This is a genomic window from Micromonospora siamensis (assembly GCF_900090305.1).
Classification (GTDB): domain Bacteria; phylum Actinomycetota; class Actinomycetes; order Mycobacteriales; family Micromonosporaceae; genus Micromonospora; species Micromonospora siamensis.
Genome location: NZ_LT607751.1, coordinates 4803860 through 4825788 on the forward strand (window position 1 = coordinate 4803860; position 21929 = coordinate 4825788).

Annotated in this window: 20 protein-coding genes; 8 read left to right on the plus strand and 12 right to left on the minus strand. The window is 72.2% G+C overall.

Annotation, left to right across the window (positions count from 1 at the left end; translation table 11 throughout):
* Positions 1-118: 118 nt before the first annotated feature.
* From GA0074704_RS21810 to GA0074704_RS21845, 8 genes are all read right to left on the minus strand, one after another.
* On the minus strand, positions 119-541 hold the full coding sequence (locus GA0074704_RS21810) for a metal-sulfur cluster assembly factor (protein ID WP_088972223.1): 423 nt from the start codon (positions 539-541) through the stop codon (positions 119-121).
* Positions 538-1011, minus strand: coding sequence for a Fe-S cluster assembly sulfur transfer protein SufU (gene sufU, locus GA0074704_RS21815; protein ID WP_088972224.1), 474 nt, complete (start codon positions 1009-1011; stop codon positions 538-540). The genes GA0074704_RS21810 and sufU overlap by 4 nt, the downstream gene beginning before the upstream one ends.
* A gap of 45 nt (positions 1012-1056) precedes the next feature.
* Positions 1057-2361, minus strand: a complete 1305-nt coding sequence (locus tag GA0074704_RS21820) for a cysteine desulfurase (RefSeq protein WP_088972225.1) — start codon at positions 2359-2361, stop codon at positions 1057-1059.
* A gap of 5 nt (positions 2362-2366) precedes the next feature.
* A complete protein-coding gene (gene sufC / locus GA0074704_RS21825) occupies positions 2367-3140 on the minus strand; it encodes a Fe-S cluster assembly ATPase SufC (RefSeq protein ID WP_088972226.1) in 774 nt (257 codons plus the stop codon).
* Positions 3140-3466 (minus strand): non-heme iron oxygenase ferredoxin subunit, encoded by a 327-nt coding sequence (locus GA0074704_RS21830; protein ID WP_088972227.1) that lies wholly within the window; start codon positions 3464-3466, stop codon positions 3140-3142. Before GA0074704_RS21830 ends, sufC begins: the two co-directional genes overlap by 1 nt.
* Positions 3466-4608 (minus strand): Fe-S cluster assembly protein SufD, encoded by a 1143-nt coding sequence (gene sufD / locus GA0074704_RS21835; protein WP_088972228.1) that lies wholly within the window; start codon positions 4606-4608, stop codon positions 3466-3468. Before sufD ends, GA0074704_RS21830 begins: the two co-directional genes overlap by 1 nt.
* A 91-nt stretch (positions 4609-4699) precedes the next feature.
* A complete protein-coding gene (gene sufB / locus GA0074704_RS21840) occupies positions 4700-6130 on the minus strand; it encodes a Fe-S cluster assembly protein SufB (RefSeq protein ID WP_088972229.1) in 1431 nt (476 codons plus the stop codon).
* Positions 6127-6885, minus strand: a complete 759-nt coding sequence (locus GA0074704_RS21845) for a helix-turn-helix transcriptional regulator (RefSeq protein WP_088972230.1) — start codon at positions 6883-6885, stop codon at positions 6127-6129. The genes sufB and GA0074704_RS21845 overlap by 4 nt, the downstream gene beginning before the upstream one ends.
* A gap of 98 nt (positions 6886-6983) precedes the next feature.
* Here GA0074704_RS21845 and GA0074704_RS21850 point away from each other — a divergent pair, with 98 nt between their 5' ends.
* On the plus strand, positions 6984-7946 hold the full coding sequence (locus GA0074704_RS21850) for a COX15/CtaA family protein (protein ID WP_172880698.1): 963 nt from the start codon (positions 6984-6986) through the stop codon (positions 7944-7946).
* 67 nt (positions 7947-8013) lie between these two features.
* Positions 8014-9699, plus strand: coding sequence for a right-handed parallel beta-helix repeat-containing protein (locus tag GA0074704_RS21855; protein ID WP_088972232.1), 1686 nt, complete (start codon positions 8014-8016; stop codon positions 9697-9699).
* 7 nt (positions 9700-9706) lie between these two features.
* Here GA0074704_RS21855 and GA0074704_RS21860 read toward each other — a convergent pair whose 3' ends face one another.
* The 3 genes from GA0074704_RS21860 to GA0074704_RS21870 form a co-directional block, all read right to left on the minus strand.
* A complete protein-coding gene (locus GA0074704_RS21860) occupies positions 9707-10633 on the minus strand; it encodes an ATP-grasp domain-containing protein (RefSeq protein WP_088972233.1) in 927 nt (308 codons plus the stop codon).
* A gap of 7 nt (positions 10634-10640) precedes the next feature.
* Positions 10641-10973 carry a hypothetical protein gene (locus tag GA0074704_RS21865; protein ID WP_088972234.1) on the minus strand — a complete coding sequence of 111 codons (333 nt, stop codon included), beginning with the start codon at positions 10971-10973 and terminating at the stop codon, positions 10641-10643.
* A gap of 501 nt (positions 10974-11474) precedes the next feature.
* A complete protein-coding gene (locus tag GA0074704_RS21870) occupies positions 11475-12434 on the minus strand; it encodes a heme o synthase (RefSeq protein WP_088972235.1) in 960 nt (319 codons plus the stop codon).
* A gap of 265 nt (positions 12435-12699) precedes the next feature.
* Between GA0074704_RS21870 and tkt the strand changes: the two genes are divergently transcribed.
* The 6 genes from tkt to pgl all read left to right on the plus strand — a co-directional run bounded on the left by tkt (position 12700) and on the right by pgl (position 21221).
* Positions 12700-14838 (plus strand): transketolase, encoded by a 2139-nt coding sequence (tkt, locus tag GA0074704_RS21875; protein WP_088972236.1) that lies wholly within the window; start codon positions 12700-12702, stop codon positions 14836-14838.
* A gap of 16 nt (positions 14839-14854) precedes the next feature.
* Positions 14855-16033, plus strand: coding sequence for a transaldolase (tal, locus tag GA0074704_RS21880; protein ID WP_088973876.1), 1179 nt, complete (start codon positions 14855-14857; stop codon positions 16031-16033).
* 73 nt (positions 16034-16106) lie between these two features.
* Positions 16107-17753, plus strand: coding sequence for a glucose-6-phosphate isomerase (locus GA0074704_RS21885; protein ID WP_088972237.1), 1647 nt, complete (start codon positions 16107-16109; stop codon positions 17751-17753).
* Between the two features lie 65 nt (positions 17754-17818).
* Positions 17819-19369 (plus strand): glucose-6-phosphate dehydrogenase, encoded by a 1551-nt coding sequence (zwf, locus tag GA0074704_RS21890; protein WP_088972238.1) that lies wholly within the window; start codon positions 17819-17821, stop codon positions 19367-19369.
* Between the two features lie 31 nt (positions 19370-19400).
* Entirely contained in the window at positions 19401-20417 is a 1017-nt protein-coding gene (locus GA0074704_RS21895) for a glucose-6-phosphate dehydrogenase assembly protein OpcA (protein ID WP_088972239.1), read from the plus strand.
* A gap of 33 nt (positions 20418-20450) precedes the next feature.
* Entirely contained in the window at positions 20451-21221 is a 771-nt protein-coding gene (gene pgl, locus GA0074704_RS21900; protein WP_088972240.1) for a 6-phosphogluconolactonase, read from the plus strand.
* A 263-nt stretch (positions 21222-21484) separates the two neighbouring features.
* On the opposite strand, the gene GA0074704_RS21905 is transcribed toward pgl, so the two are convergent.
* Complete coding sequence (locus tag GA0074704_RS21905; protein WP_088972241.1) at positions 21485-21829, minus strand: RNA polymerase-binding protein RbpA; 345 nt, start codon at positions 21827-21829, stop codon at positions 21485-21487.
* Positions 21830-21929 lie beyond the last annotated feature (100 nt).

The following is a 21929-nucleotide window of genomic DNA, read 5'->3' on the forward strand; positions in this document are numbered from 1 at the left end:
GCCGGGCGACGCGGGGCACGGCGGCCGGGTGACGCGGAGGGCGGGGGTCGGGCGGAGATGCGTCGGGCGCGGCACCCGGAGAAGGGTGCCGCGCCCGAGGACGACCGGGTACGTCCGGTCAGACGTTGAAGCCGAGCGAGCGGAGCTGGTCCCGCCCCTCGTCGGTGATCTTGTCCGGCCCCCACGGCGGGAGCCACACCCAGTTGATCCGGATGTCGTCGACCAGCCCGCCACCCGGGCCGGTGGTCAGCGCCTGCCGGGCCTGGTCCTCGATCACGTCGGTCAGCGGGCAGGCCGCCGACGTGAGCGTCATGTCCAGGGTGGCGACGTTGTCCTCGCCGACGTGCACGCCGTACACCAGACCGAGGTCGACCACGTTGATGCCGAGCTCCGGGTCGACGACGTCCTTCATCGCCTCCTCGATGTCGGCGACGGCGGCCTTGCCGCCCGGGGCGGCCGTGCCCTCGGTGGCCGGCGTCGCCGCGCCGTCGGTCGCCACGGCGCCGCCCTGCGGCGTGGTGGCGGTCTCTTCGCTGCTCATGCCTTCACCTCCGGGCTCACGCCCACCCCGGCGCGTGCCGCGGCGTCCTTGAACGCCATCCACGACAGCAGCGCGCACTTGACCCGGGCGGGGTAGCGCGCGACTCCCGCGAACGCCACCCCGTCTCCGAGCACGTCCTCGTCCGGCGTGACCTGGCCACGCCCGGACATCAACTCGACGAACGCCTCGTGCACCACCGCCGCGTCGTCCGCGGCGCGGCCGCGCAGCAGCTCGTGCAGCACGCTCGCCGAGGCCTGGCTGATCGAGCAGCCCATCCCGTCGTACGAGATGTCGGTGAACACCTTGCCGTCGGTGGTCACGCGTACGGTGATCTCGTCCCCGCAGGTCGGGTTGACGTGGTGCGCCTCGGCGACCCGGTCGGCCGGGTCCTCGGCGTCACGCAGGCCACGGCCGTGCGGGTGCTTGTAGTGGTCCAGGATGATCTCCTGGTAAAGAGACTCAAGCTGCATCAGGCTGGACTCCCATCGATTCGCCCGCCTCCTGCGTCACCCGGCTCATTCGAACACCTTCCGCGCCTGCTCCAGACCCACCACCAGGGCGTCGATCTCCGCGGTGGTGGTGTACAGGTAGAACGACGCTCGCGTCATGGCCGGTACGCCGAACCGGCTGCACACCGGCTTGGCGCAGTGGTGACCGACCCGCACCTGCACGCCGAGCGAGTCGAGGACCTGCCCGACGTCGTGCGGGTGGACGTCGCCGAGCGCGAACGAGATCGTGCCGCCCCGGCCCACCGGCACGGTCGGGCCGAAGACCCGCAGCCCCGGCACGGTGGCGAGGGCGTCCAGCGCGTACGCCGTCAGTTCCTTCTCGTGCCACTGGATCGCGCGCATCCCCACCCCGGTGAGGTAGTCCACCGCCGCGCCCAGCGCGACCGCCTCGGCGATCGGCGGGGTGCCCGCCTCGAACCGGGCCGGCGGCGCGGCGAACGTCGTCCGCGCCATCGTCACCGTCTCGATCATCGAGCCGCCGCCGTACACCGGGGGCATCGCGGCGAGCAGCTCGCCCCGGCCCCAGAGCACGCCGATGCCGGTCGGAGCGCACATCTTGTGCCCGGTGAAGACGATGAAGTCGGCGTCGAGGTCGACCACGTCGATCGGCATGTGCGGCACCGACTGCGAGCAGTCCAGCAGCAGCAGGGCGCCCACCTCACGGACCCGCTGGGTGATCCGCGAGGTGGCGTTGACCGTGCCGAGGATGTTGGAGACGTGCACCAGCGAGACGATCTTCGTCCGCTCGGTGACCAGCTCCGTCAGCCCCGACTCGTCGAGCCGGCCCTGCTCGGTCAGCGGGAACCAGCGCAGGGTCGCGCCGGTCCGCTCCGCCAGCAGCTGCCACGGGACGATGTTCGAGTGGTGCTCCATCTCGGAGATCACGATCTCGTCGCCGGGGCCCAGCCGGAACCGGGGGTCGGCGTCCGCGCGCAGCGAGGCGTTGGAGAACGCGTACGCCACGATGTTGATCGCCTCGGTGGAGTTCTTGGTGAACACCACCTCGTCCACGCTCGGCGCGTTGACGAACGCCGCCACCTTGGCCCGGGCGCCCTCGAACGCCTCGGTCGCCTCGGTGCCCAGCGTGTGCACCGAGCGCGACACGTTGGCGTTGTGCGCCGCGTAGTGCTCGGCGAGCACGTCGAGCACCTGACGCGGCTTGTGCGAGGTGTTCGCGCTGTCGAGATAGACCAGCGGGTACCCGTTGACCTCCCGGTCCAGGATCGGGAAGTCGGCCCGCACCCGTGCCACGTCGAAGCGGGGCACGTCGTCGTACTGCGGCATGCCCGCCGGGATGGTCAGGGAGGTCATCGGATTCAGGCCCGCGCCGAACCGGCCCCGGCGACGTACCGCTCGTAGCCCTCGGCCTCGAGCTTGTCGGCCAGCTCCGGGCCGCCCTGCTCGACGATCCGGCCGGCGACGAAGACGTGCACGAAGTCCGGCTTGATGTAGCGCAGGATCCGGGTGTAGTGGGTGATCAGCAGCAGGCCGGTGTCACCGGCGCCACGGACCCGGTTGACGCCCTCGCTGACCACGCGCAGCGCGTCGACGTCGAGGCCGGAGTCGGTCTCGTCGAGGACGGCGATCTTCGGCTTGAGCAGCTCCAACTGCATGATCTCGTGCCGCTTCTTCTCACCGCCGGAGAAGCCCTCGTTGACGTTGCGCTGGGCGAACGCCGGGTCCATCTGGAGCTTCTCCATGGCGGCGCGCAGCTCGCCACCCCACGTGCGCAGCTTCGGCGCCTCGCCGTCGATGGCGGTCTTCGCGGTACGCAGGAAGTTGGCCACCGAGACGCCGGGGACCTCGACCGGGTACTGCATGGCCAGGAAGAGGCCGGCGCGGGCCCGCTCGTCGACGGACATGGCCAGCACGTCCTCGCCGTCGAGGGTCACCGAGCCGCCGGTGATCTCGTACTTGGGGTGACCGGCGATCGAGTACGCCAGGGTCGACTTGCCGGAGCCGTTCGGGCCCATGATCGCGTGGGTCTCCCCCGACCGCACGGTCAGGTCGACGCCGGCCAGGATCGGCTTGAGCTCACCCTCGGGCAGCTTGACCGACACCTTCAGGTCGCGGATCTCCAGGGTGCTCATCAGCGGGTCACTCCATTGCTCGGCGTCAGACTGACGTAGATGTCGCCGTCGCGAACTTCGACGGGATAGACGGGTACGGGTTCGGTGGCGGGCAGCCCGGTGGGCTCACCCGTCCTCAGGTCGAAACGGGATCCGTGCAGCCAGCATTCCAGCGTGCAGCCCTCGACCTCGCCCTCGGAGAGGGCCACGGCGGCGTGCGAGCACTCGTCGTAGACGGCGTAGAACCCGCCGTCCTCGCCGTGTACCAACGCCAGCGCGACGCCGTCGACCTCGGCCCGGATCACGGTGCCCTTCGGCACGTCCTCGGTGGAGCAGATCCGGATCATCAGGCGCCGGCCTTCGCCAGGCGGGCCTCGATCGCGTCGCCGAGCCGCTCGCGCAGCTCCTCGACCGGGATCTTGTTGATCTGCTCGGCGAAGAAGCCGCGGACCACCAGGCGGCGGGCCTCGCCCTCCGGGATGCCCCGGGCCATCAGGTAGAACAGCTGCTCGTCGTCGAAGCGGCCGGTCGCGCTGGCGTGGCCGGCGCCGGCGATCTCGCCGGTCTCGATCTCCAGGTTGGGCACCGAGTCCGCCCGGGCGCCGTCGGAGAGCAGCAGGTTCCGGTTGATCTCGTACGTGTCGGTGCCGGTCGCCTCGGCCCGGATCAGCACGTCGCCCACCCAGACGGTGTGCGCCTCGTCGCCCTGGAGTGCGCCCCGGTAGCCGACGTAGCTGCGGCAGTCCGGCACGTTGTGGTCGACCAGCTGCCGGTGCTCCAGGTGCTGGCCGCCGTCGGCGAAGTAGAGGCCGTACAGCTCGGCCTCGCCACCGCGGCCGGTGTACTCCACGGTCGTGTTCTGCCGGACCAGGTCGCCGCCCAGGCTGACCTGGATGTGGCTGACCTTCGCGTCGCGCCCCAGCTTGACCTTCAGGTGCTGGGCCTGCACCGCGTCGGCCGCCCAGTCGGCCACGGTGACCAGGGTCAGCTTCGCGCCGTCGGCCACCTCGACCTCGACATTGTCGGCCAGCGTGGCCGAGCCGACGTGCTCCAGCACCAGGGTCACCTCGGCGAACCGGCCCACCGCGACGAAGGTGTGCCCGAAGGCCACCGCGTCGGCGCCGTCGCCGACCACCCGCAGGGTCACCGGGGCCGCCACCACGGCGTCCCGGGCCACCTCGACCAGCAGCGCCCCGTCGGCCGCGCCGTGGGCGAGCGCGCTGACCCGGTCGACCGGGGTGAGCACGCTGCCGATCCGCGGGTCGTCCTTCCCGATGCGCGACACGGTCACGCCCTCGGGCAGGTCGCCGTACTCGTGCCGGACCGCGCCGGTCGTCACCGGGGCGTCGTCCGTGAGGCCGCGCAGGCGCTTGATCGGGGTGAACCGCCACTCCTCCTCCAGGCCGGTGAGGGCCGGGAAGTCGGCGACGTCGTACGAGCGGAGCGCCTGCGACTTGGTGCTGGGCGGCGCGGAAGCCTGGGTAGTCATCTCTTCCTTGGTCTGTCTGTTCCGTGAGGACGAGGTCTGGGCCGGGTGCGGCGGGCCGGGATCCCCGGCCCGCCACGCGGGAACGGCGGCGTCAGCCGACCGCGCCCTCCATCTGCAGCTCGATCAGGCGGTTGAGCTCCAGGGCGTATTCCATGGGGAGCTCCTTGGCGATCGGCTCGATGAAGCCACGCACGATCATCGCCATCGCCTCGTCCTCGCTCAGGCCCCGGCTCATCAGGTAGAAGAGCTGGTCGTCGCTGATCTTGGAGACGGTCGCCTCGTGCCCCATCGACACGTCGTCCTCACGGATGTCGACGTAGGGGTAGGTGTCCGAGCGGGAGATGGTGTCGACCAGCAGCGCGTCGCACTTGACCGTGCTGCGGCTGTGGTGCGAGCCCTCCAGCACCTGCACCAGGCCACGGTAGGACGTGCGGCCGCCGCCCCGGGCGATCGACTTGCTGACGATCGTCGAGGAGGTGTGCGGCGCGGCGTGCACCATCTTGGCGCCGGCGTCCTGGTGCTGGCCCTCGCCCGCCATGGCCACCGAGAGCACCTCGCCCTTGGCGTGCTCACCGGTCATGTAGACCGCCGGGTACTTCATGGTGACCTTGGAACCGATGTTGCCGTCGACCCACTCCATGGTCGCGCCCTCGTGGCAGACGGCGCGCTTGGTGACCAGGTTGTAGACGTTGTTCGACCAGTTCTGGATGGTCGTGTAGCGGCAACGGGCGTTCTTCTTGACCACGATCTCCACCACCGCGCTGTGCAGCGAGTCGGAGGAGTAGAGCGGCGCGGTGCAGCCCTCGACGTAGTGCACGTACGCGCCCTCGTCGACGATGATCAGCGTCCGCTCGAACTGGCCCATGTTCTCGGTGTTGATCCGGAAGTACGCCTGGAGCGGGATCTCCACGTGCACGCCCTTCGGCACGTAGATGAACGAGCCACCGGACCACACGGAGGTGTTCAGCGCGGCGAACTTGTTGTCGCCGACCGGGATCACCGTGCCGAAGTACTCCTTGAAGATGTCCTCGTGCTCCTTGAGGGCGGTGTCGGTGTCGAGGAAGACGACGCCCTGCTCCTCGAGGTCCTCACGGATCTTGTGGTAGACGACCTCGGACTCGTACTGCGCCGCGACACCGGCGACCAGCCGCTGCTTCTCCGCCTCGGGGATGCCCAGCCGGTCGTAGGTGTTCTTGATGTCCTCCGGCAGGTCCTCCCAGCTGGTGGCCTGCTTCTCGGTGGACCGCACGAAGTACTTGATGTTGTCGAAGTCGATCCCGGTGAGGTCGGCGCCCCAGGCCGGCATCGGCTTGCGACCGAACAGCCGCAGGCCCTTCAGGCGCAGGTCGAGCATCCAGGCCGGCTCGTTCTTCTTCGCCGAGATGTCCCGCACCACCGCCTCGCTGAGGCCGCGCTGGGCGACCGCCCCGGCGACGTCGGGGTCGGACCAGCCGTACTCGTAGCGACCGAGGGCGGCGAGCTGCTCCTCCTGGGTCAGGGGCTGGACGATCTGCTCGGTCATCTATCTGTCCTCACAGTGGTGACGGTGTTACCGGACTGGGCACGCGGCTGGGCCGGGATGTGCGTGGTGCACACCCCGTCGCCGTGCGCGATGGTGGCCAGGCGCTGCACGTGGGTGCCGACCAGACGGGAGATGACCGCCGTCTCGGCCTCGCACAGCTGGGGGAACTCGGCGGCCACGTGCGCCACCGGGCAGTGGTGCTGGCAGAGCTGGCCGCCGGAGGCGATCGTGGACGCGTTGGCAGCGTAGCCCTCGCTGGTGAGGGCACCGGCGAGTGCCTCCGCCCGGGCCATCGGCGAGTCGTCCGCGTCCTCCATGGCGGCCCGGCAGCGGGCCTCCAGGGCGGCGACCTGCTCGGCGGCGAACTTCTCCACCGCCTGCGGCCCCCCGGTGCGGGCGATCCACCGCAGCGCGGCGGTGGCCATGTTGTCGTAGTGGTGGGTGCCGCAGCGGACCCGCGCGGCGTCGGTCAGCAGGAAGACCTTGGCCGGTCGGCCGCGCCCGCGGCTGCCCCGCACGGTCTGCTCCCGGGCCAGCACGTCGCCGTCGGCGAGCATCGCGTCGAGGTGCCGGCGGATGGCCGCCGGGCTGAGCCCCAGCGCCGAGCCGAGCTGGGCGGCGGTGGTCGCCCCCTGCTCCAGCAGCAGCTGGGTCACCCGATCGCGGGTGGAGAGGTCGGCAGCCGCCGCGCCGGCGCCACCGGTGACCGGATCGGTCACCGGCTGCTGCTCGGAGAGCGCCGCCGCGTTTTTCACAACGCCAACGTTACGTAATTCGCGGAAGGGCCGCAAACCGGGGTCCCGGTGATCCCGACCACCGGGTCGGCGGAGTCACCCGATCGGGATCAACTACGGTGCGTAGGATTCGCTGCGTGAAGCGATCCGTCCGGTTCCCGGTCCCCGCCACCATGCTGCGCCGCCTGGCACTCGCCTCGATCATCGCCAACGTCGCGATCGTGGTCACCGGCGGGGCCGTCCGGCTCACCGCGTCCGGCCTGGGCTGCCCGACGTGGCCCCGGTGTACCGACGCGTCGTACGTCACCACCGCCGAGATGGGCGTGCACGGGGTGATCGAGTTCGGCAACCGCCTGCTCACCTTCGCCGTCGGGCTGATCGCCCTGGCCACCGTGCTGGCCGTGCTGGCCCAGCCACGGCGGCGCAAGGGCCTGCTCGGGCTGGCCCTCGCGGTATTCCTCGGCATCCCGGCGCAGGCGGTGATCGGCGGAATCACCGTGCTGACCAACCTCAACCCCTGGGTGGTCGGGCTGCACTTCCTCGCCTCGATGGTGGTCATCGCCGCCGCGTACGCGCTGTGGAAGCGCTCCGGCGAGCCGGACGGGCCGACGGTGGCCGTGGTGCCGGCGCCGCTGCGCGCCCTGGCCCTGCTCACCACGGTGGTCAGTGCGGCGGTGCTGGTCGTCGGGACCTGGGTGACCGGCAGCGGCCCGCACGCCGGCGACCAGGGCGCCGCCCGCAACGGGCTGGCTCCGGAGGCGATCTCACAGGTCCACGCGGACGGGGTGTTCCTGCTGATCGGCCTCTCGGTGGCGCTGGTCTTCGCCTTCCGCGCGGTGGGCGCGGCCGGTGCCGCCCGCGCGGCGCTGGTGCTGGTCGCGGTGGAGCTCGGCCAGGGCGTGATCGGGTTCGTGCAGTACTTCACCCACCTGCCCGCGGTCCTGGTCGGGGCGCACATGCTCGGCTCGTGCCTGGTGCTGCTGGCGACCCTGTCGGTCCTGTGGGCCACCCGGGAACGGCGTCCCGCGCCGGTCGAGGCGCAGGCCGCGCCGGCCGCCGAGCCGGTCACCGCCGCCGTCTGAGCGCGGCGTTATCCCCCGCGACCGGCGGGAACCCGGCGGAGGCAGCCGTCCGCCGAGGGGAGCGCCCGTGTCGAGCAGGGGTTTGTCCACCGCCGTCCCGCAACGCCTCACCCCTGTCGCCGGGGCCCCGTTGTGGTGCGACGCGCGGGATCACGGCCTCAAGGGCGACGGCGTCACCAACGACCAGCCGGCGCTGTCGGCGCTGGTCGACCGGCTCGGCGACGGGTACGCGGCGGACGGCCGGGCCCGGGTGATCTGGTGCCCACCGGGCATCTACTCGATCCGTGACGCGGGCACGGTGTGGCGCAGCGGCGTGTCGCTGATCGGCGCCGGCCCGGCCGCCACCCGGTTCCTGCTCAGCAACGAGGGCAACCGGGCCGAACCGGTGCCGCTGGCCTACTGGACCGTCGTGCAGCACGGCGCCGGTCGGGAACGGCACATCGCCGACTGCACCTTCGCCGACTTCGAGATCGACGGCTCCGGGGTGGGCCAGGTCGAGTACTGCTACCTCGCCAAGGGGCTCGGCATCCAGTACATGGTCCGGGGCGTGTTCCGGAACCTCTACATCCACCACACCGGCGCCAGCGGCCTGGGCTGCGACTTCCTCCAGGACAGCCTGATCCACGGCGTGGTGGCCGTCGGCTGCGGGCGGCTGGACAACGGCGAGCAGATGGGCGGCGCCGGGATCGGCATCGGCGTGGGCGGCTGGGGCGAGGTGGAACGGCTCACCATCGCCAACTGCACCACCGTCGGCAACGGCACCAACGGGATCTTCCTGGAGCTCCAGAAGCCCTGGTGGACCCCGCCGCGCGGCTACCGCATCGTGGGCTGCCACAGCCAGGACAACCGGTTCGGCATCTCCGACTGGGGCACCGACGGGCTGATCGTCTCGGCCTGCACGTTGACCGACAACCTGGAGGCCGGCTTCGACGTCTCGGCCAACGGCACCGCCGGGGTGGCCGGGCGCGGCGGGCTGCTGACCGACTGCGTCGTCGACCGGAACGTCGGCGACGGGATCAGCATGGGCGACTCCCCCGGGCCGTACACCATCCGGGGGAACCGGATCAGCCGTAACGGCGGCCACGGCTACCACGAACACACCCTGGGCGTACGGCCCGGGCACGGGTTCGGCGGCGCCGCCGCGGACGTGGTGCTCGACGGCAACGAGATCTGGGAGAACGGCCTGGACGGCATCCGCGTCGACCGGCCGATGACCGACGCCACGATCGTCAACAACCGGATCCGCAACAACGGCCGCCGCTGCGCCCCGGCCGCCGGCGGCGCCGGGGAGTCGGTGCGCTACGGCCACCGCGGGATGGTGGACAGCAGCGCCACCTGGACCCGGGACGGACACCGCGGCAAGGTCGTCCAGGTCGGCTCACGGGCGGCCGTGATCGCCGGCAACACCGACAGCGAGCTGAACCTCGCCCCGGTACGGCCGGACGCCTCCACCGGCTGGAACGAGGACACCCCGCCACCCGGTGCCCGCTACGACCTCCCGGCGCCGCCGTCGGTACGGGCCGGGATCGTCGTCGCCGCCGCCTTCGACTCCGCCACGGTGCGGGGCAACCGGATCTGGGACCACCGGGACGACCAGACCCAGACCTACGGGCTGTGGGTCACCGAGCGGGGCAGCTGCCTGTCCTGCCGGGTGGAGGACAACGACTTCGTGGGCAACGCCGAGGGCGCCGTCCGGTTGGACACCCCGCCGGTGGGCGGGCACTGGCAGCGCAACCACCAGGAGGACGGCTGAGTCCGGGTCAGCCGCGCGTGGCCCGCAGCCGGTCGACGATGGCCTCGGCGAGCCGGTCGGGGGCACCGTCGGCGTACCCGATGAACAGGCTCGGCTCGGTCAGCTCCAGCTCCACCAGGAGGGGCGTGCCGTCCGCGCCGGGAATCAGGTCGACCCGGGCGTAGAGCAGCCGTTCCCGGCCGCCCGGCACCGCCGCGAGGACCCGCCCGGCCACGGCCAGCTGCTCCGGCGTCGCGGCCCGCGGGCTGATCTCCTCGGCCTTGTAGAGCCCCTCGACGCCGAGGTCCGGGCCGTCCAGCATCGGGCCCTTGCGGATGGCGTGGCTGAAGGCCAGCCCACCCGGCCCGGCGAGGAAGAGCAGCGCGGTCTCCCCGGCCGTGTCCACCGCGTCGAGGTACGGCTGGACCATGGTGACCCGGCCGGCGGCCGAGAGTCGCCGCACGTGCGCGGCGGCCAGCTCCCGGTGCCCCGGATCGGCCAGGTCGTATCGGCCGGTGTCCTGGCTGCCGGCGCTGACCGCGGGCTTGATCACGTACTCGCCGCGGTCGGCGGGGAGCTGCCAGCTCTGCCCCGGCGTCACCCAGGACGTCGGTACGACCGGCGCCCCGGCCGCCGACAGCTCGCCCAGGTAGCGCTTGTCGGTGTTCCAGCGCACCACGTCGGCCGGGTTGACCAGGGTCGGCACGGTGGCCGCCCAGGCGACGAACTCGTCGCGGCGCAGCGCGTAGTCCCACGGGGAGCGGAGCACGACCAGGTCGTAGCCGGCCCAGTCCACGCCCGGGTCGTCCCAGACGGCCGGCTCGGCGGCGACGCCCCGATCGGCCAGCGGGCCGAGCACCAGGCGGTCGTCCGGGTCGAGGTCGGCCAGGTCGGTGCAGGTGACGAGAGCGACCCGGGGTTCCCCCCGGGTCGACTGGTGGTGGTGGTCGGTCAATTTATGTTCAACGGGCCATCGTGCGCCGGGCCATCGACCGCCAGAGGTCGTTGCTCGGACGCATCTGGTCCATGAGTTCCCGCTCCCAGGCGTTCTCGACGGTCACCCCTGCCTTGGCGCACGCCTGCCGCGCGACGACCGTGTCGTCCGCGAACTGGTCGGCCCACGTGCCGTCCTCACCCACGAGGACGATCCGCGCGCCACGCTTGCCGACGTACTCGATGACCGCCTTGGCGCCACCGTGGCCGGCGGCGAACGACTTGATGCCCGAGACCAGGCCGTTGGGGGCCTGCTCAGCGGTCTGCTCAGCCGTCAGCGTCGAATCGGAACCATCTGCCATGACGCGAAGCCTAAGCAGAGCGAGGGTGACGGGTGGGAGAACCGTGAACTATTTGTGATGCCAATTACCTACAGGTTTAAGGAAGACCACAGGTGATTGGCCCGGACTTGTCGGATAAAGCCGGACGAAACCGGTGGCGCGCTTCGCCCCCATGTGTCCAGGTTATAACGACGGAGCGTGAGCGAAAAATAATTCCTGATTCACATTGACATCGGGCGCGGCGGTACGGCTCCGACCGACAGTGAGCGCGGGACGCGGCAGGTCGGGGCGAACGACGCCGGAAGCGGCCCACAATGCGGCACCTCGGGGTCACGGCTGCCCGAGTCGGCCCGCCATTCGGCAACGAGGGCCGTCGTCGCACGGCCGAGGGACCTTGACGACTGAGTCGCTACAGACTTGAGAGCGTCAACGACTCGTCCGGCGTGAGTCGTTGACGCTCTCAGATCTGTAGGCGCTACGCGCACCTCTGCGCCCGAACCTCGGGGCGGCGGCCGTCCCGGATCAGATCAGGGCGTCGAGCGCGACGGCCGCGAAGAGGATCGTCAGGTACGTCGTCGACCAGTGGAACAGCCGCATCGGCTTCTCCGGCTCTCCCCGGCGTACCCGGCGGCAGAGCCGGTGCGCCTCGAGCAGGAAGATCGCCCCCACCACCAGGGTCGGCACTCCGTAGATCGCGCTCATCCCGAGCGGCCAGAGCGCCAGCGAGGTGGCCACGGTCAGCCAGGCGAAGATCAGGATCTCGGCGTTGACCCGCCGGGCGGAGGCCACCACCGGCAGCATCGGGATGCCGGCGCGGGCGTAGTCGGCCTTGTACTTCATCGCCAGCGGATAGAAGTGCGGCATCTGCCAGAAGAAGACGACGCCGAAGAGCACCCACGCCTGCGGCGCCAGCGATCCGGTCACCGCCGCCCAGCCGATCAGCACCGGCGCCGCGCCGCAGGCGCCGCCCCAGAACGTGTTGGCGGTGGTGGTCCGCTTGAGCCAGAGGGTGTAGACGACGTCGTAGTAGACGATCGCCGCCAGGGTGAGCGCGGTGGCCAGCAGGTTGGTGAACACCAGCATCAGCACGACCGACACCGCCGCGAGCACCAGGCCGAAGACCAGCGCGTTGCGCGGCGACACGGTGTGCGCCGGCAGCGGCCGACGCTTGGTGCGCCGCATCAGCTGGTCGATGTCCCGGTCGATGTAGCAGTTGATGACGCTGGCGGCGCCGGCGGCGAGCGAGCCGCCGACCAGCACCACGGCCATCAGCCACAGCGAGGGCAGGCCCCCCTCGGCGAGCATCATCGCCGGCACCGTGGTGACCAGCAGCAGCTCGACGATCCGGGGCTTGGTCAGCGCCACGTACGCCGCGATCACGGCGCGGACGTCCCGCCGGCCGACCGAGGCCCCCTCGGGCACCGTGCGCACCGGCGGCTGCCCGGCAGAACTGCTGACGGGGCGCTCGGTGATCATGCTCACGGATTGCCACCTTCCGGCATCGGCAGGGGAGATCGGGTCGGCGGGGGCCCGCTGCGCGGTCCACACACCGCCACACAGACTACGCGCCGTCGTTTTGGCTGCCCGGGCGACCCGAGAACGGTGCGGGCCGTCACAATCCGGTTGAACGCTTGACCACCACGGTACGTAGCTGAAGGGCGTCCCCCGATCCCCGGGCGCACGTTTAGGGACGCTCGATAGGGTCATCAGTGAGGGTTCCGCCCATCTGCCGAGGAGCACAACCATCGTGGCTGCCAACCGACGAGAGCACTCCGCTCTGAACTGGTCCGACCTCGACCGCCGAGCCGTGGACACCGTACGCGTACTGGCCATGGATGCCGTGGAGAAATCCGGCAACGGCCACCCCGGCACGGCGATGAGCCTGGCGCCGGCGGCGTACCTGCTGTTCAACCGGGTGATGCGGCACAACCCGGCCGACCCCAACTGGCCCGGCCGGGACCGGTTCGTGCTCTCCGCCGGCCACTCCAGCCTGACCCTCTACATCCAGCTCTTCCTCTCCGGTTATCCGCTGGCCCTGGACGACCTGAAGTCGCTGCGCCAGTGGGGCTCGCTCACCCCGGGTCACCCCGAGCACGGGCACACCCCCGGCGTCGAGACCACCACCGGCCCGCTCGGCCAGGGTCTGGGCAACGCGGTCGGGATGGCGATGGCGGCCCGCCGCGAGCGCGGCCTGTTCGACCCGGAGGCCGAGCCGGGCGCGTCGGTCTTCGACCACGACATCTGGTGCATCGCCTCCGACGGCGACATCGAGGAGGGCATCAGCCACGAGGCCAGCTCGCTCGCCGCCCACCAGCAGCTGGGCAACCTCTGCCTGATCTACGACGACAACGAGATCTCGATCGAGGACGACACCCGGATCGCCAAGAGCGAGGACGTAGCGGCCCGCTACGAGGCGTACGGCTGGCACGTGCAGACCGTCGACTGGCGCACCGGCGACGCCGACCAGGGCGACTACCACGAGGACGTCGAGGCGCTCTACCAGGCGCTGCTGGCCGCCAAGGCGGAGACGGACCGCCCGTCCTTCATCGCGCTGCGCACCATCATCGGCTGGCCCGCGCCGAACAAGAAGAACACCGGCAAGATCCACGGCTCGGCGCTCGGCGCCGACGAGGTGGCCGCCACCAAGCAGATCCTCGGTTTCGACCCGCAGAAGACCTTCGAGATCGACGAGGAGGTCCTCAAGCACGCCCGCCAGGTGTTGAACCGTGGTGAGGCCGCCGAGCGGGAGTGGACCACCGCCTTCGACGCGTGGGCCGGCGCGAACGCCGAGCGCAAGGCGCTCTACGACCGGATGGCCACCCGTACCCTGCCGCAGGGCTGGACCGACGCGCTGCCGACCTTCCCCGCCGACGCCAAGGGCGTGGCCACCCGGGCCGCCTCCGGCAAGGTGCTGGAGGCGCTCGCGCCGGTGCTGCCGGAGCTGTGGGGCGGCTCGGCCGACCTGGCCGAGAGCAACAACACCACCATGAAGGGCGAGCCGTCGTTCATCCCGGCGGGCCACGCCACCAAGGACTTCCCGGGCAACGAGTACGGCCGCACGCTGCACTTCGGCATCCGTGAGCACGCCATGGGCGCGATCATGAACGGCATCGCCCTGCACGGCGGCACCCGCGTGTACGGCGGCACCTTCCTGGTGTTCAGCGACTACATGCGCCCCTCGGTGCGGCTCGCCGCGCTGATGAAGCTGCCGGTGACGTACGTCTGGACGCACGACTCGATCGGCCTGGGCGAGGACGGCCCGACCCACCAGCCGGTGGAGCACCTGACCGCGCTGCGGGCCATCCCGGGCCTGGACGTGGTCCGCCCGGCCGACGCCAACGAGACCGCCTGGGCGTGGCGGCAGGCGCTGGAGCACACCGACCGGCCGACCGCGCTGGCGCTGAGCCGGCAGCCGCTGCCGACGATCGACCGGGACGAGTTCGCCGGCGCCGAGGGCACCGCCAAGGGCGGCTACGTGCTGGCCGAGGCGTCCAACGGCAAGCCGCAGGTGATCATCGTGGGCACCGGCTCCGAGGTGCAGCTCTGCCTGACCGCCCGGGAGCGGCTGGAGGCCGACGGCACCCCGACCCGGGTGGTCTCGATGCCCTGCCAGGAGTGGTTCTTCGAGCAGGACGAGGCGTACCGGGAGTCGGTGCTGCCGCGCGGGGTAAAGGCACGGGTGAGCGTGGAGGCGGGCATCGCCATGTCGTGGCGGGGCATCGTCGGCGACTCCGGGGAGAGCGTCAGCCTGGAGCACTACGGCGCCAGCGCCCCGCACACCGTGCTCTTCGAGCAGTTCGGGTTCACCCCCGACCGGATCGTGGCCGCCGCGCACGCGGCGCTGACCCGGGTGGGCGACATCACCGGTTTCACGACCGGCAACTGAGGGGAGCGTGGACGGCATGACGGACAGGCTGAGTGAGCTCACCGCCGCGGGAGTGGCGGTCTGGCTCGACGATCTTTCCCGGGTACGACTGAGCTCCGGCGGGCTGGACCAGCTCCGCCGCGAGAAGCACGTGGCCGGGGTGACCACCAACCCGAGCATCTTCGCCAAGGCGCTGAGCGACGCCACGGAGTACAACTGGCAGCTCAAGGACCTCGCCACCCGTGGCATCGAGGTCGAAGAGGCCGTACGGATGCTCACCACGTACGACGTGCGGTGGGCGTGCGACGTGATGCGCCCGTCGTACGACGGCAGCAACGGCGTCGACGGCCGGGTCTCCATCGAGGTGGACCCGCGGCTGGCCGACGAGACGGAGAAGACCGTCGCCGAGGCCAAGGCGCTGTGGTGGCTGGTGGACCGCCCCAACCTCTTCATCAAGATCCCGGCCACCGAGGCGGGCCTGCCGGCGATCACCGCGACCCTGGCCGAGGGGATCAGCGTCAACGTGACCCTGATCTTCGGCCTGGACCGCTACTCGCAGGTGATGGAGGCGTTCCTGGCCGGCCTGGAGCAGGCCAAGGCGAACGGCCACGACCTGTCCAAGATCGGCTCGGTGGCGTCGTTCTTCGTCTCCCGGGTCGACACCGAGGTCGACAAGCGGCTGGAGAAGCTCGGCTCCGACGAGGCGAAGGCGCTGCGCGGCAAGGCCGCCGTGGCCAACGCCCAGCTGGCGTACGAGCGCTACGGCGAGGTCTTCTCCTCCGACCGCTGGCAGAAGCTGGCCGACGCGGGCGCCCACCCGCAGCGGCCGCTGTGGGCGTCCACCTCGACGAAGAACCCGGACTACCGCGACGTCATCTACGTCGAGGAGCTGATCGCGCCCGGCACGGTCAACACCATGCCGGAGTCGGTGATCCACGCCTACGCCGAGCACGGCGAGACCCGCGGCGACACCATCACCGGCTCGTACGACGCCGCCCGCAAGGTCTTCACCGACCTGGAGGGCGTCGGCGTCGACATGTCCGACGTGATCGCCACGCTGGAGCGCGAGGGCGTGGAGAAGTTCGAGGCCAGCTGGCTGGAGCTGCTCGAGGGCGTGAAGAAGTCGCTGGCCGAGGCGGCGAAGGGCGCCGGCGCGCCGAACAAGGCCGCCAAGGGCAACGCGCAGGCCGCCCAGCAGGCCGGAGGCAACGCGTGACGATGCGCGACGGTGGCGCCCCGGGGTTTCCCGGGGCGCTCCCCCGCGCCCGGCCACCGATCGGGAGGCCGGCGTGACCGACCTGCTCGCCGGCGTGGAGGCGGCCGCCGGGCTCGCGGTGCACGGGGCGGACGCGGTCGACCGGGCCGCCGCCACGTCCACCCGGGCAGCCCTGGTGGCGGCCGGTGTCCCCGGCCGGCTGGCCGGCAAGGACCCGACCCTGTGGGGCCCGGCGGCGCAGGCCGGCGCGAAGAGCCGGCTCGGCTGGCTGGACACCCACCGGCGTAGTCGGGAACTGCTCCCCCAGCTCGCCGAGCTGGCCGCCGAGCTGGCCGACCTGGACCACGTGGTGCTGGCCGGGATGGGTGGCTCGTCGCTCGCCGCCGAGGTGATCGCCCGGACCACCGGCCGGCCGCTGACCGTGCTGGACACCACCGACCCGGGCCAGGTCCGGGCGGCGCTGGCCGACCGGCTGGAGCGCACCGTGGTGGTGGTGGCCAGCAAGTCCGGCTCGACGGTGGAGACCGACAGTCACCGGCGCGCGTACTGGCAGGCGTTCCTGGACGCCGGGATGACCGAGGCGGAGGCGGCCCGACACTTCGTGGTGGTCACCGACCCGGGTTCCCCGCTGGAGGAGACCGCCGCCGAGATGGGCGTGGTGGTCATCCACGCCGACCCGGAGGTGGGTGGCCGGTATTCGGCGCTGACCGCGTTCGGGCTGGTCCCGGCCGCGCTGGCCGGCGTCGAGGTGACCGCGCTGCTCGACGACGCCGAGGCGCTGGCCGGGTCGCTGGACCGGGATCGGGACAATCCGGCGCTCGCGCTGGGGGCCGCGCTGGCCGCCGCCGCGACCGACGGCCGGGACCGGGTCGTGCTGGTCTCCGACGGCACCGGCATCGACGGCCTGGGTGACTGGGCCGAGCAGTTGATCGCCGAGTCGACCGGCAAGACCGGGCTGGGAATCCTGCCGGTGGTGGTCGAGTCGCCGGGCGCCCCGGGGGCCTCCGGTGCCGGCGTGCTGACCGTGACCTACGGCGGCGCGCTGCCCCCCGACGCCGTGCCGGGCGGCGGGTGCGTGCCCGACCTGGCCGTCAACGGCCCGCTCGGCGCGCACTTCCTGGCCTGGAAATACGCCGTCGCGGTCGCCGCCGTGGCGCTCGGCGTCGACCCGTTCGACCAGCCGGACGTCGCCGGGGCCAAGCGGACCACCGAACGCGTCCTGGCCGAGGGGGCGCCGGCGCAGCCGCCGTCGTCCACCGAGGGCGCCATCGAGGTGTACGCCCCGGCGGGTGCCCCCGCCGACCTGGCCGGCGCGCTGCGCTGGCTGCTCGACCAGGTGCCCGGCGACGGGTACCTCGCCGTCACCGCGTACCTCGATCGGCTCGCCGACGCCGACGCGGCCCGGCTGCGGCCGCTGCTGGCCCGGGCCACCGCGGCGCCGGTGACCTTCGGGTGGGGACCGCGGTTCCTGCACTCCACCGGCCAGTACCACAAGGGCGGTCCGGCCGTCGGCGCTCATCTCCAGGTGACCGGGGCGGTCACCGATGATCTGCCGGTGCCCGGACGCCCGTACTCCTTCGCAGAACTTCAGGCGGCCCAGGCCGCGGGCGACCGGCAGGCCCTGGCCGACCGCGGCCGGCCGGTCCTGCGGCTGCACCTGACCGAGCGGGCGGCGGGCCTGGCCCAGCTGCTCGATGTGGCCGGACGGACACTGACGTGACGATGATTGACGAAAATCCCCCAGCGGAGCGAGGAGACACCGTGAGCGCGAGGAGTGGGCCGAGCGTGCCGACCGCGCAGACGTCGGGCGAGGGTGGCCCGGCGAACCCGCTACGCGACCCGCAGGACCGTCGGCTGCCCCGGATCCCGGAGCCGTGCGCTCTGGTGATCTTCGGGGTCACCGGCGACCTGGCGCGCAAGAAGCTGCTTCCGGCGGTGTACGACCTGGCCAACCGAGGGTTGCTACCGCCCGGGTTCGTGGTCCTCGGCTTCGCCCGCCGGGACTGGGGCGACGGCGACTTCGAGACCCTGGCCTGCGAGGCGGCCCGCAAGCACGCCCGCACCCCCTGGCGGGACGAGGTGTGGGCCCGGCTGGCCGGCAACATCAAGTTCGTCGGCGGCTCGTTCGACGACGACGCCGCCTTCGACCACCTGGCCGCCACCCTGGACGAGCTGCGGGACACCCACGGCATCCACGGCAACGCCGCCTTCTACTTCTCCATCCCGCCGGCGGCCTTCCCCGTCGTGCTCAAGCAGCTGGCCCGCACCGGCATGGCCGACAACGCCAAGTCCGGCGGCTGGCGGCGGGTCGTGGTGGAGAAGCCGTTCGGCAACGACCTGCCCTCGGCCAAGGCGCTCAACGACCTGGTCGACGACGTCTTCACCCGGCAGGACGTCTTCCGGATCGACCACTACCTGGGCAAGGAGACGGTCCAGAACATCCTGGCCCTGCGCTTCGCCAACAACCTGTTCGAGCCGCTCTGGAACTCCAAGTACGTCGACTCGGTGCAGATCACCATGGCCGAGGACGTCGGCATCGGCACCCGGGCCGCGTTCTACGACTCGGTCGGCACCGCCCGTGACGTGCTCCAGAACCACCTGCTCCAGCTGCTGGCCCTGGTGGCCATGGAGGAGCCGACCAGCTTCGACGCCGACGAGATCCGGGCCGAGAAGCTGAAGGTGCTCAAGGCCATCACCCTGCCGAAGGACGTCGAGCGGGGCACCGTGCGCGGCCAGTACCTGCCCGGCTGGGTGGGCGGCGAGCGGGCCAAGGGCTACCTGGAGGAGGAGGGCGTCCCGGAGACCTCCACCACCGAGACGTACGTCGCCGTGGAGCTGGGCATCCAGAACCGCCGGTGGGCGGGGGTGCCGTTCTACATCCGGGCCGGCAAGCGGCTGCCCCGACGGGTCACCGAGGTGGCCATCATGTTCAAGAAGGCGCCGCACCTGCCGTTCAACGCCGCCGACATGGAGTCGCTCGGCCCCAACCAGCTGGTCATCCGGGTCCAGCCGGACGAGGGCGTGGTGCTCAAGTTCGGTTCCAAGGTGCCCGGCACCACCATGGAGGTCCGCGACATCGCGATGGACTTCCAGTACGGCGAGGCGTTCACCGAGTCCAGCCCCGAGGCGTACGAGCGGCTGGTGCTCGACGTGCTGATCGGCGACCGGACGCTCTTCCCGGACGCTGCCGAGGTGGAGCAGAGCTGGCAGGTCGTGGACCCGCTGGAGCACGCCTGGGAGGGAACGAAACCGGAGCCGTACCGGGCCGGTGAGTGGGGCCCGCGCGCCGCCGACGAGATGCTGGCCCGCGAGGGCCGGGCGTGGCGGCGGGCGTGAGCGAGCAGAGGATGCGAACCAGGAGGCTTCAGTGATCGGGCTGTGGGACACCACCGGCAACGAGGTGGTCAAGGCGCTCGCCGCCGAGCGGCGCAGCGCCGGCGGGGTGGCCAGCGGCATGGCCCTGACCCTGATCGTCGTGGTGGACGAGAAGCGGGTCCGCGAGGCCGAGGCGGCGGCGACCATCGCCGCCGCCGCGCACCCCTGCCGGATCGTCGTGGTGGTCCGCTCCGACGTCGAGCGGGACCGCAACCGGCTGGACGCCGAGATCGTCGTCGGCGGCCGGCTCGGCCCGTGCGAGGCGGTGGTGACCCGGATGTACGGCCGGCTCGCCCTGCACGCCGAGTCGGTGGTGATGCCGCTGCTGGTGCCGGACGTGCCGGTGGTGACGTGGTGGCACGGCGAACCGCCGGCCGAGATCGCCACCGACTTCCTCGGCGTGGTGGCCGACCGGCGGATCACCGACGCCGCGCAGGCCGTCGACCCGGTGGCCGCGCTGCGGCAGCGGGCCGCCGACTACGCCCCCGGCGACACCGACCTGGCCTGGACCCGGATCACCCCGTGGCGCACGCTGGTGGCGGGCGCGTTCGACACCACCCAGGCCCGGGTCACCGAGGCGACCGTGGTGGCGCCGCGCACCGACCCCACGGCGGCGCTGATGCGCGGCTGGCTGACGGCCCGGCTCGGCATCGACCCGGTCTGGGAGCACACCGACGACTACCCGCGGATGCGGGAGGTGCAGCTGCGCTGCGCCAACGGTGACGAGCTGACCCTCAGCCGGGACGACAGCATCGCCATCTTCCGGCGTACCGGCCAGGACGACCGGACGCTGCCGCTGGTCCGCCGGCCGCTCGGCGACGAGCTGGCCGAGGAGCTGCGCCGGCTCGACGCCGACCAGGTGTACGCCGAGGCGCTCGGCGCGGCGGCCGGGCTCTCCGGGCTGGACCAGCGCCCCGCCGGGCGGGTGCACGTCTGGAAGGACCCGGCGACGGCCCAGCGGGCCGAGGCCGGGGTCACCGCGCATGCCGGCGCGACGGCACAGGGATGACCGCGTGGCGGTCGGAAGAACGAAGGCACAGGGATGAGTGAGGCGAGTGTCGCCGTACACGCCGATGCCGACCTGCTGGCGCAGGCGGTCGCGGCCCGGCTGGTGGTGAGTCTGCTCGACGCGCAGGCCGACCGGGGTGCCGCCTCGGTCGTGCTGACCGGCGGGCGGATCGCCGCGGCGGTGTACCGGGCGGTGGCGGCGTTGCCGGCGCACGACGCGGTCGACTGGTCGCGGGTGGATGTCTGGTGGGGCGACGAACGGTTCCTGCCGGCCGGCGACCCGGAGCGCAACGAGACCCAGGCCCGGGCGGCCCTGCTCGACGCGCTGCCGCTGGACCCGGCCCGGGTGCACCCGATGCCCGCCTCGGACGGGCCGGCCGGCAACGACCCGGAGGCCGCCGCCGCCGGCTACGCGCAGGAACTGGCCCGGGCCGCCGGGCCCGGGCACGCCACCCTCCCCCACTTCGACGTGCTGATGCTCGGGGTGGGCGAGGACGGTCACGTGGCCTCGATCTTCCCGGAGCACCCGGTGCACCACGACAACCGGCCGGTGAGCGCCGTGCGGGGCAGCCCGAAGCCGCCGCCGGTGCGGACCACCCTCACCCTGCCCACGATCAACACGGCGGAGGAGGTCTGGCTGGTCGCCGGGGGCGCGGACAAGGCCCGGGCGGTCGGCATGGCGCTGGCCGGGGCGGGGCCGGTGCAGTTGCCCGCCGCCGGGGTGCACGGTGTCGCGCGTACCCGATGGCTGCTGGACCGGGCCGCGGCGGCCGACGTGCCGCCGCGCTTCCGCAGCCTGCGCTAGCCGGCCGCCCGGACCGGCCCTGCCGACGGCGCTCGCCGAGCGCGATGGTCCGGTTGGCTCGCCCAGGCCGTAACGGGTCCTCGCGACGCAGTGATCGATGCGAGCGTGACACCTCAGAGGCACATGTATGACTCTGAGGTGTCACGCTCGTTGCATGTCGCCGCCCTGGCCGGGCGGTCGGACGACGTCGGCTCGTGCCACACGATCGCCATGCTCAGGACGTCGCCCCGGCCCACGCCCCAGCCGTGGACGGCACCGGCGGGTCACGCCCGGCCGCGTCGGCGGTGCAGCGCGGCCAGGGCCTCGGCGAGGATCGCCTCCGCCTCCTCCGGGGTGCGCCGCTCCTTCACGTACGCCAGGTGGGTCTTGAAGGGCTCGGTGCGGGCGCGGCCCGGCGGGTCGGCCGGGTCCTGGCCGCCCGGCAGCCCGCACCGCGGGCAGTCCCAGAGCGCGGGCGGCTCGGCCTCGGCGGCGATCAGGATGTCGAACCGGTGCTCGTTGCGGCACCAGTAGGTGACCGCCTGGCGGGGAGCCGGTGCGTACCGTTCGGGGGGCCGCTCGGGGCCGGACCCGATCCGGGTGCCGCGGATGACGTTGCCACTCGGCACGGCTGCTCGCTCCTGTCGTCGGAGGGGACCGCCGCCCGGTGCGGGCGGCGGGCGACGCGGTGCAGCGGAAAAAGAACTGCGCGCGGTCCGTCGGTGACGG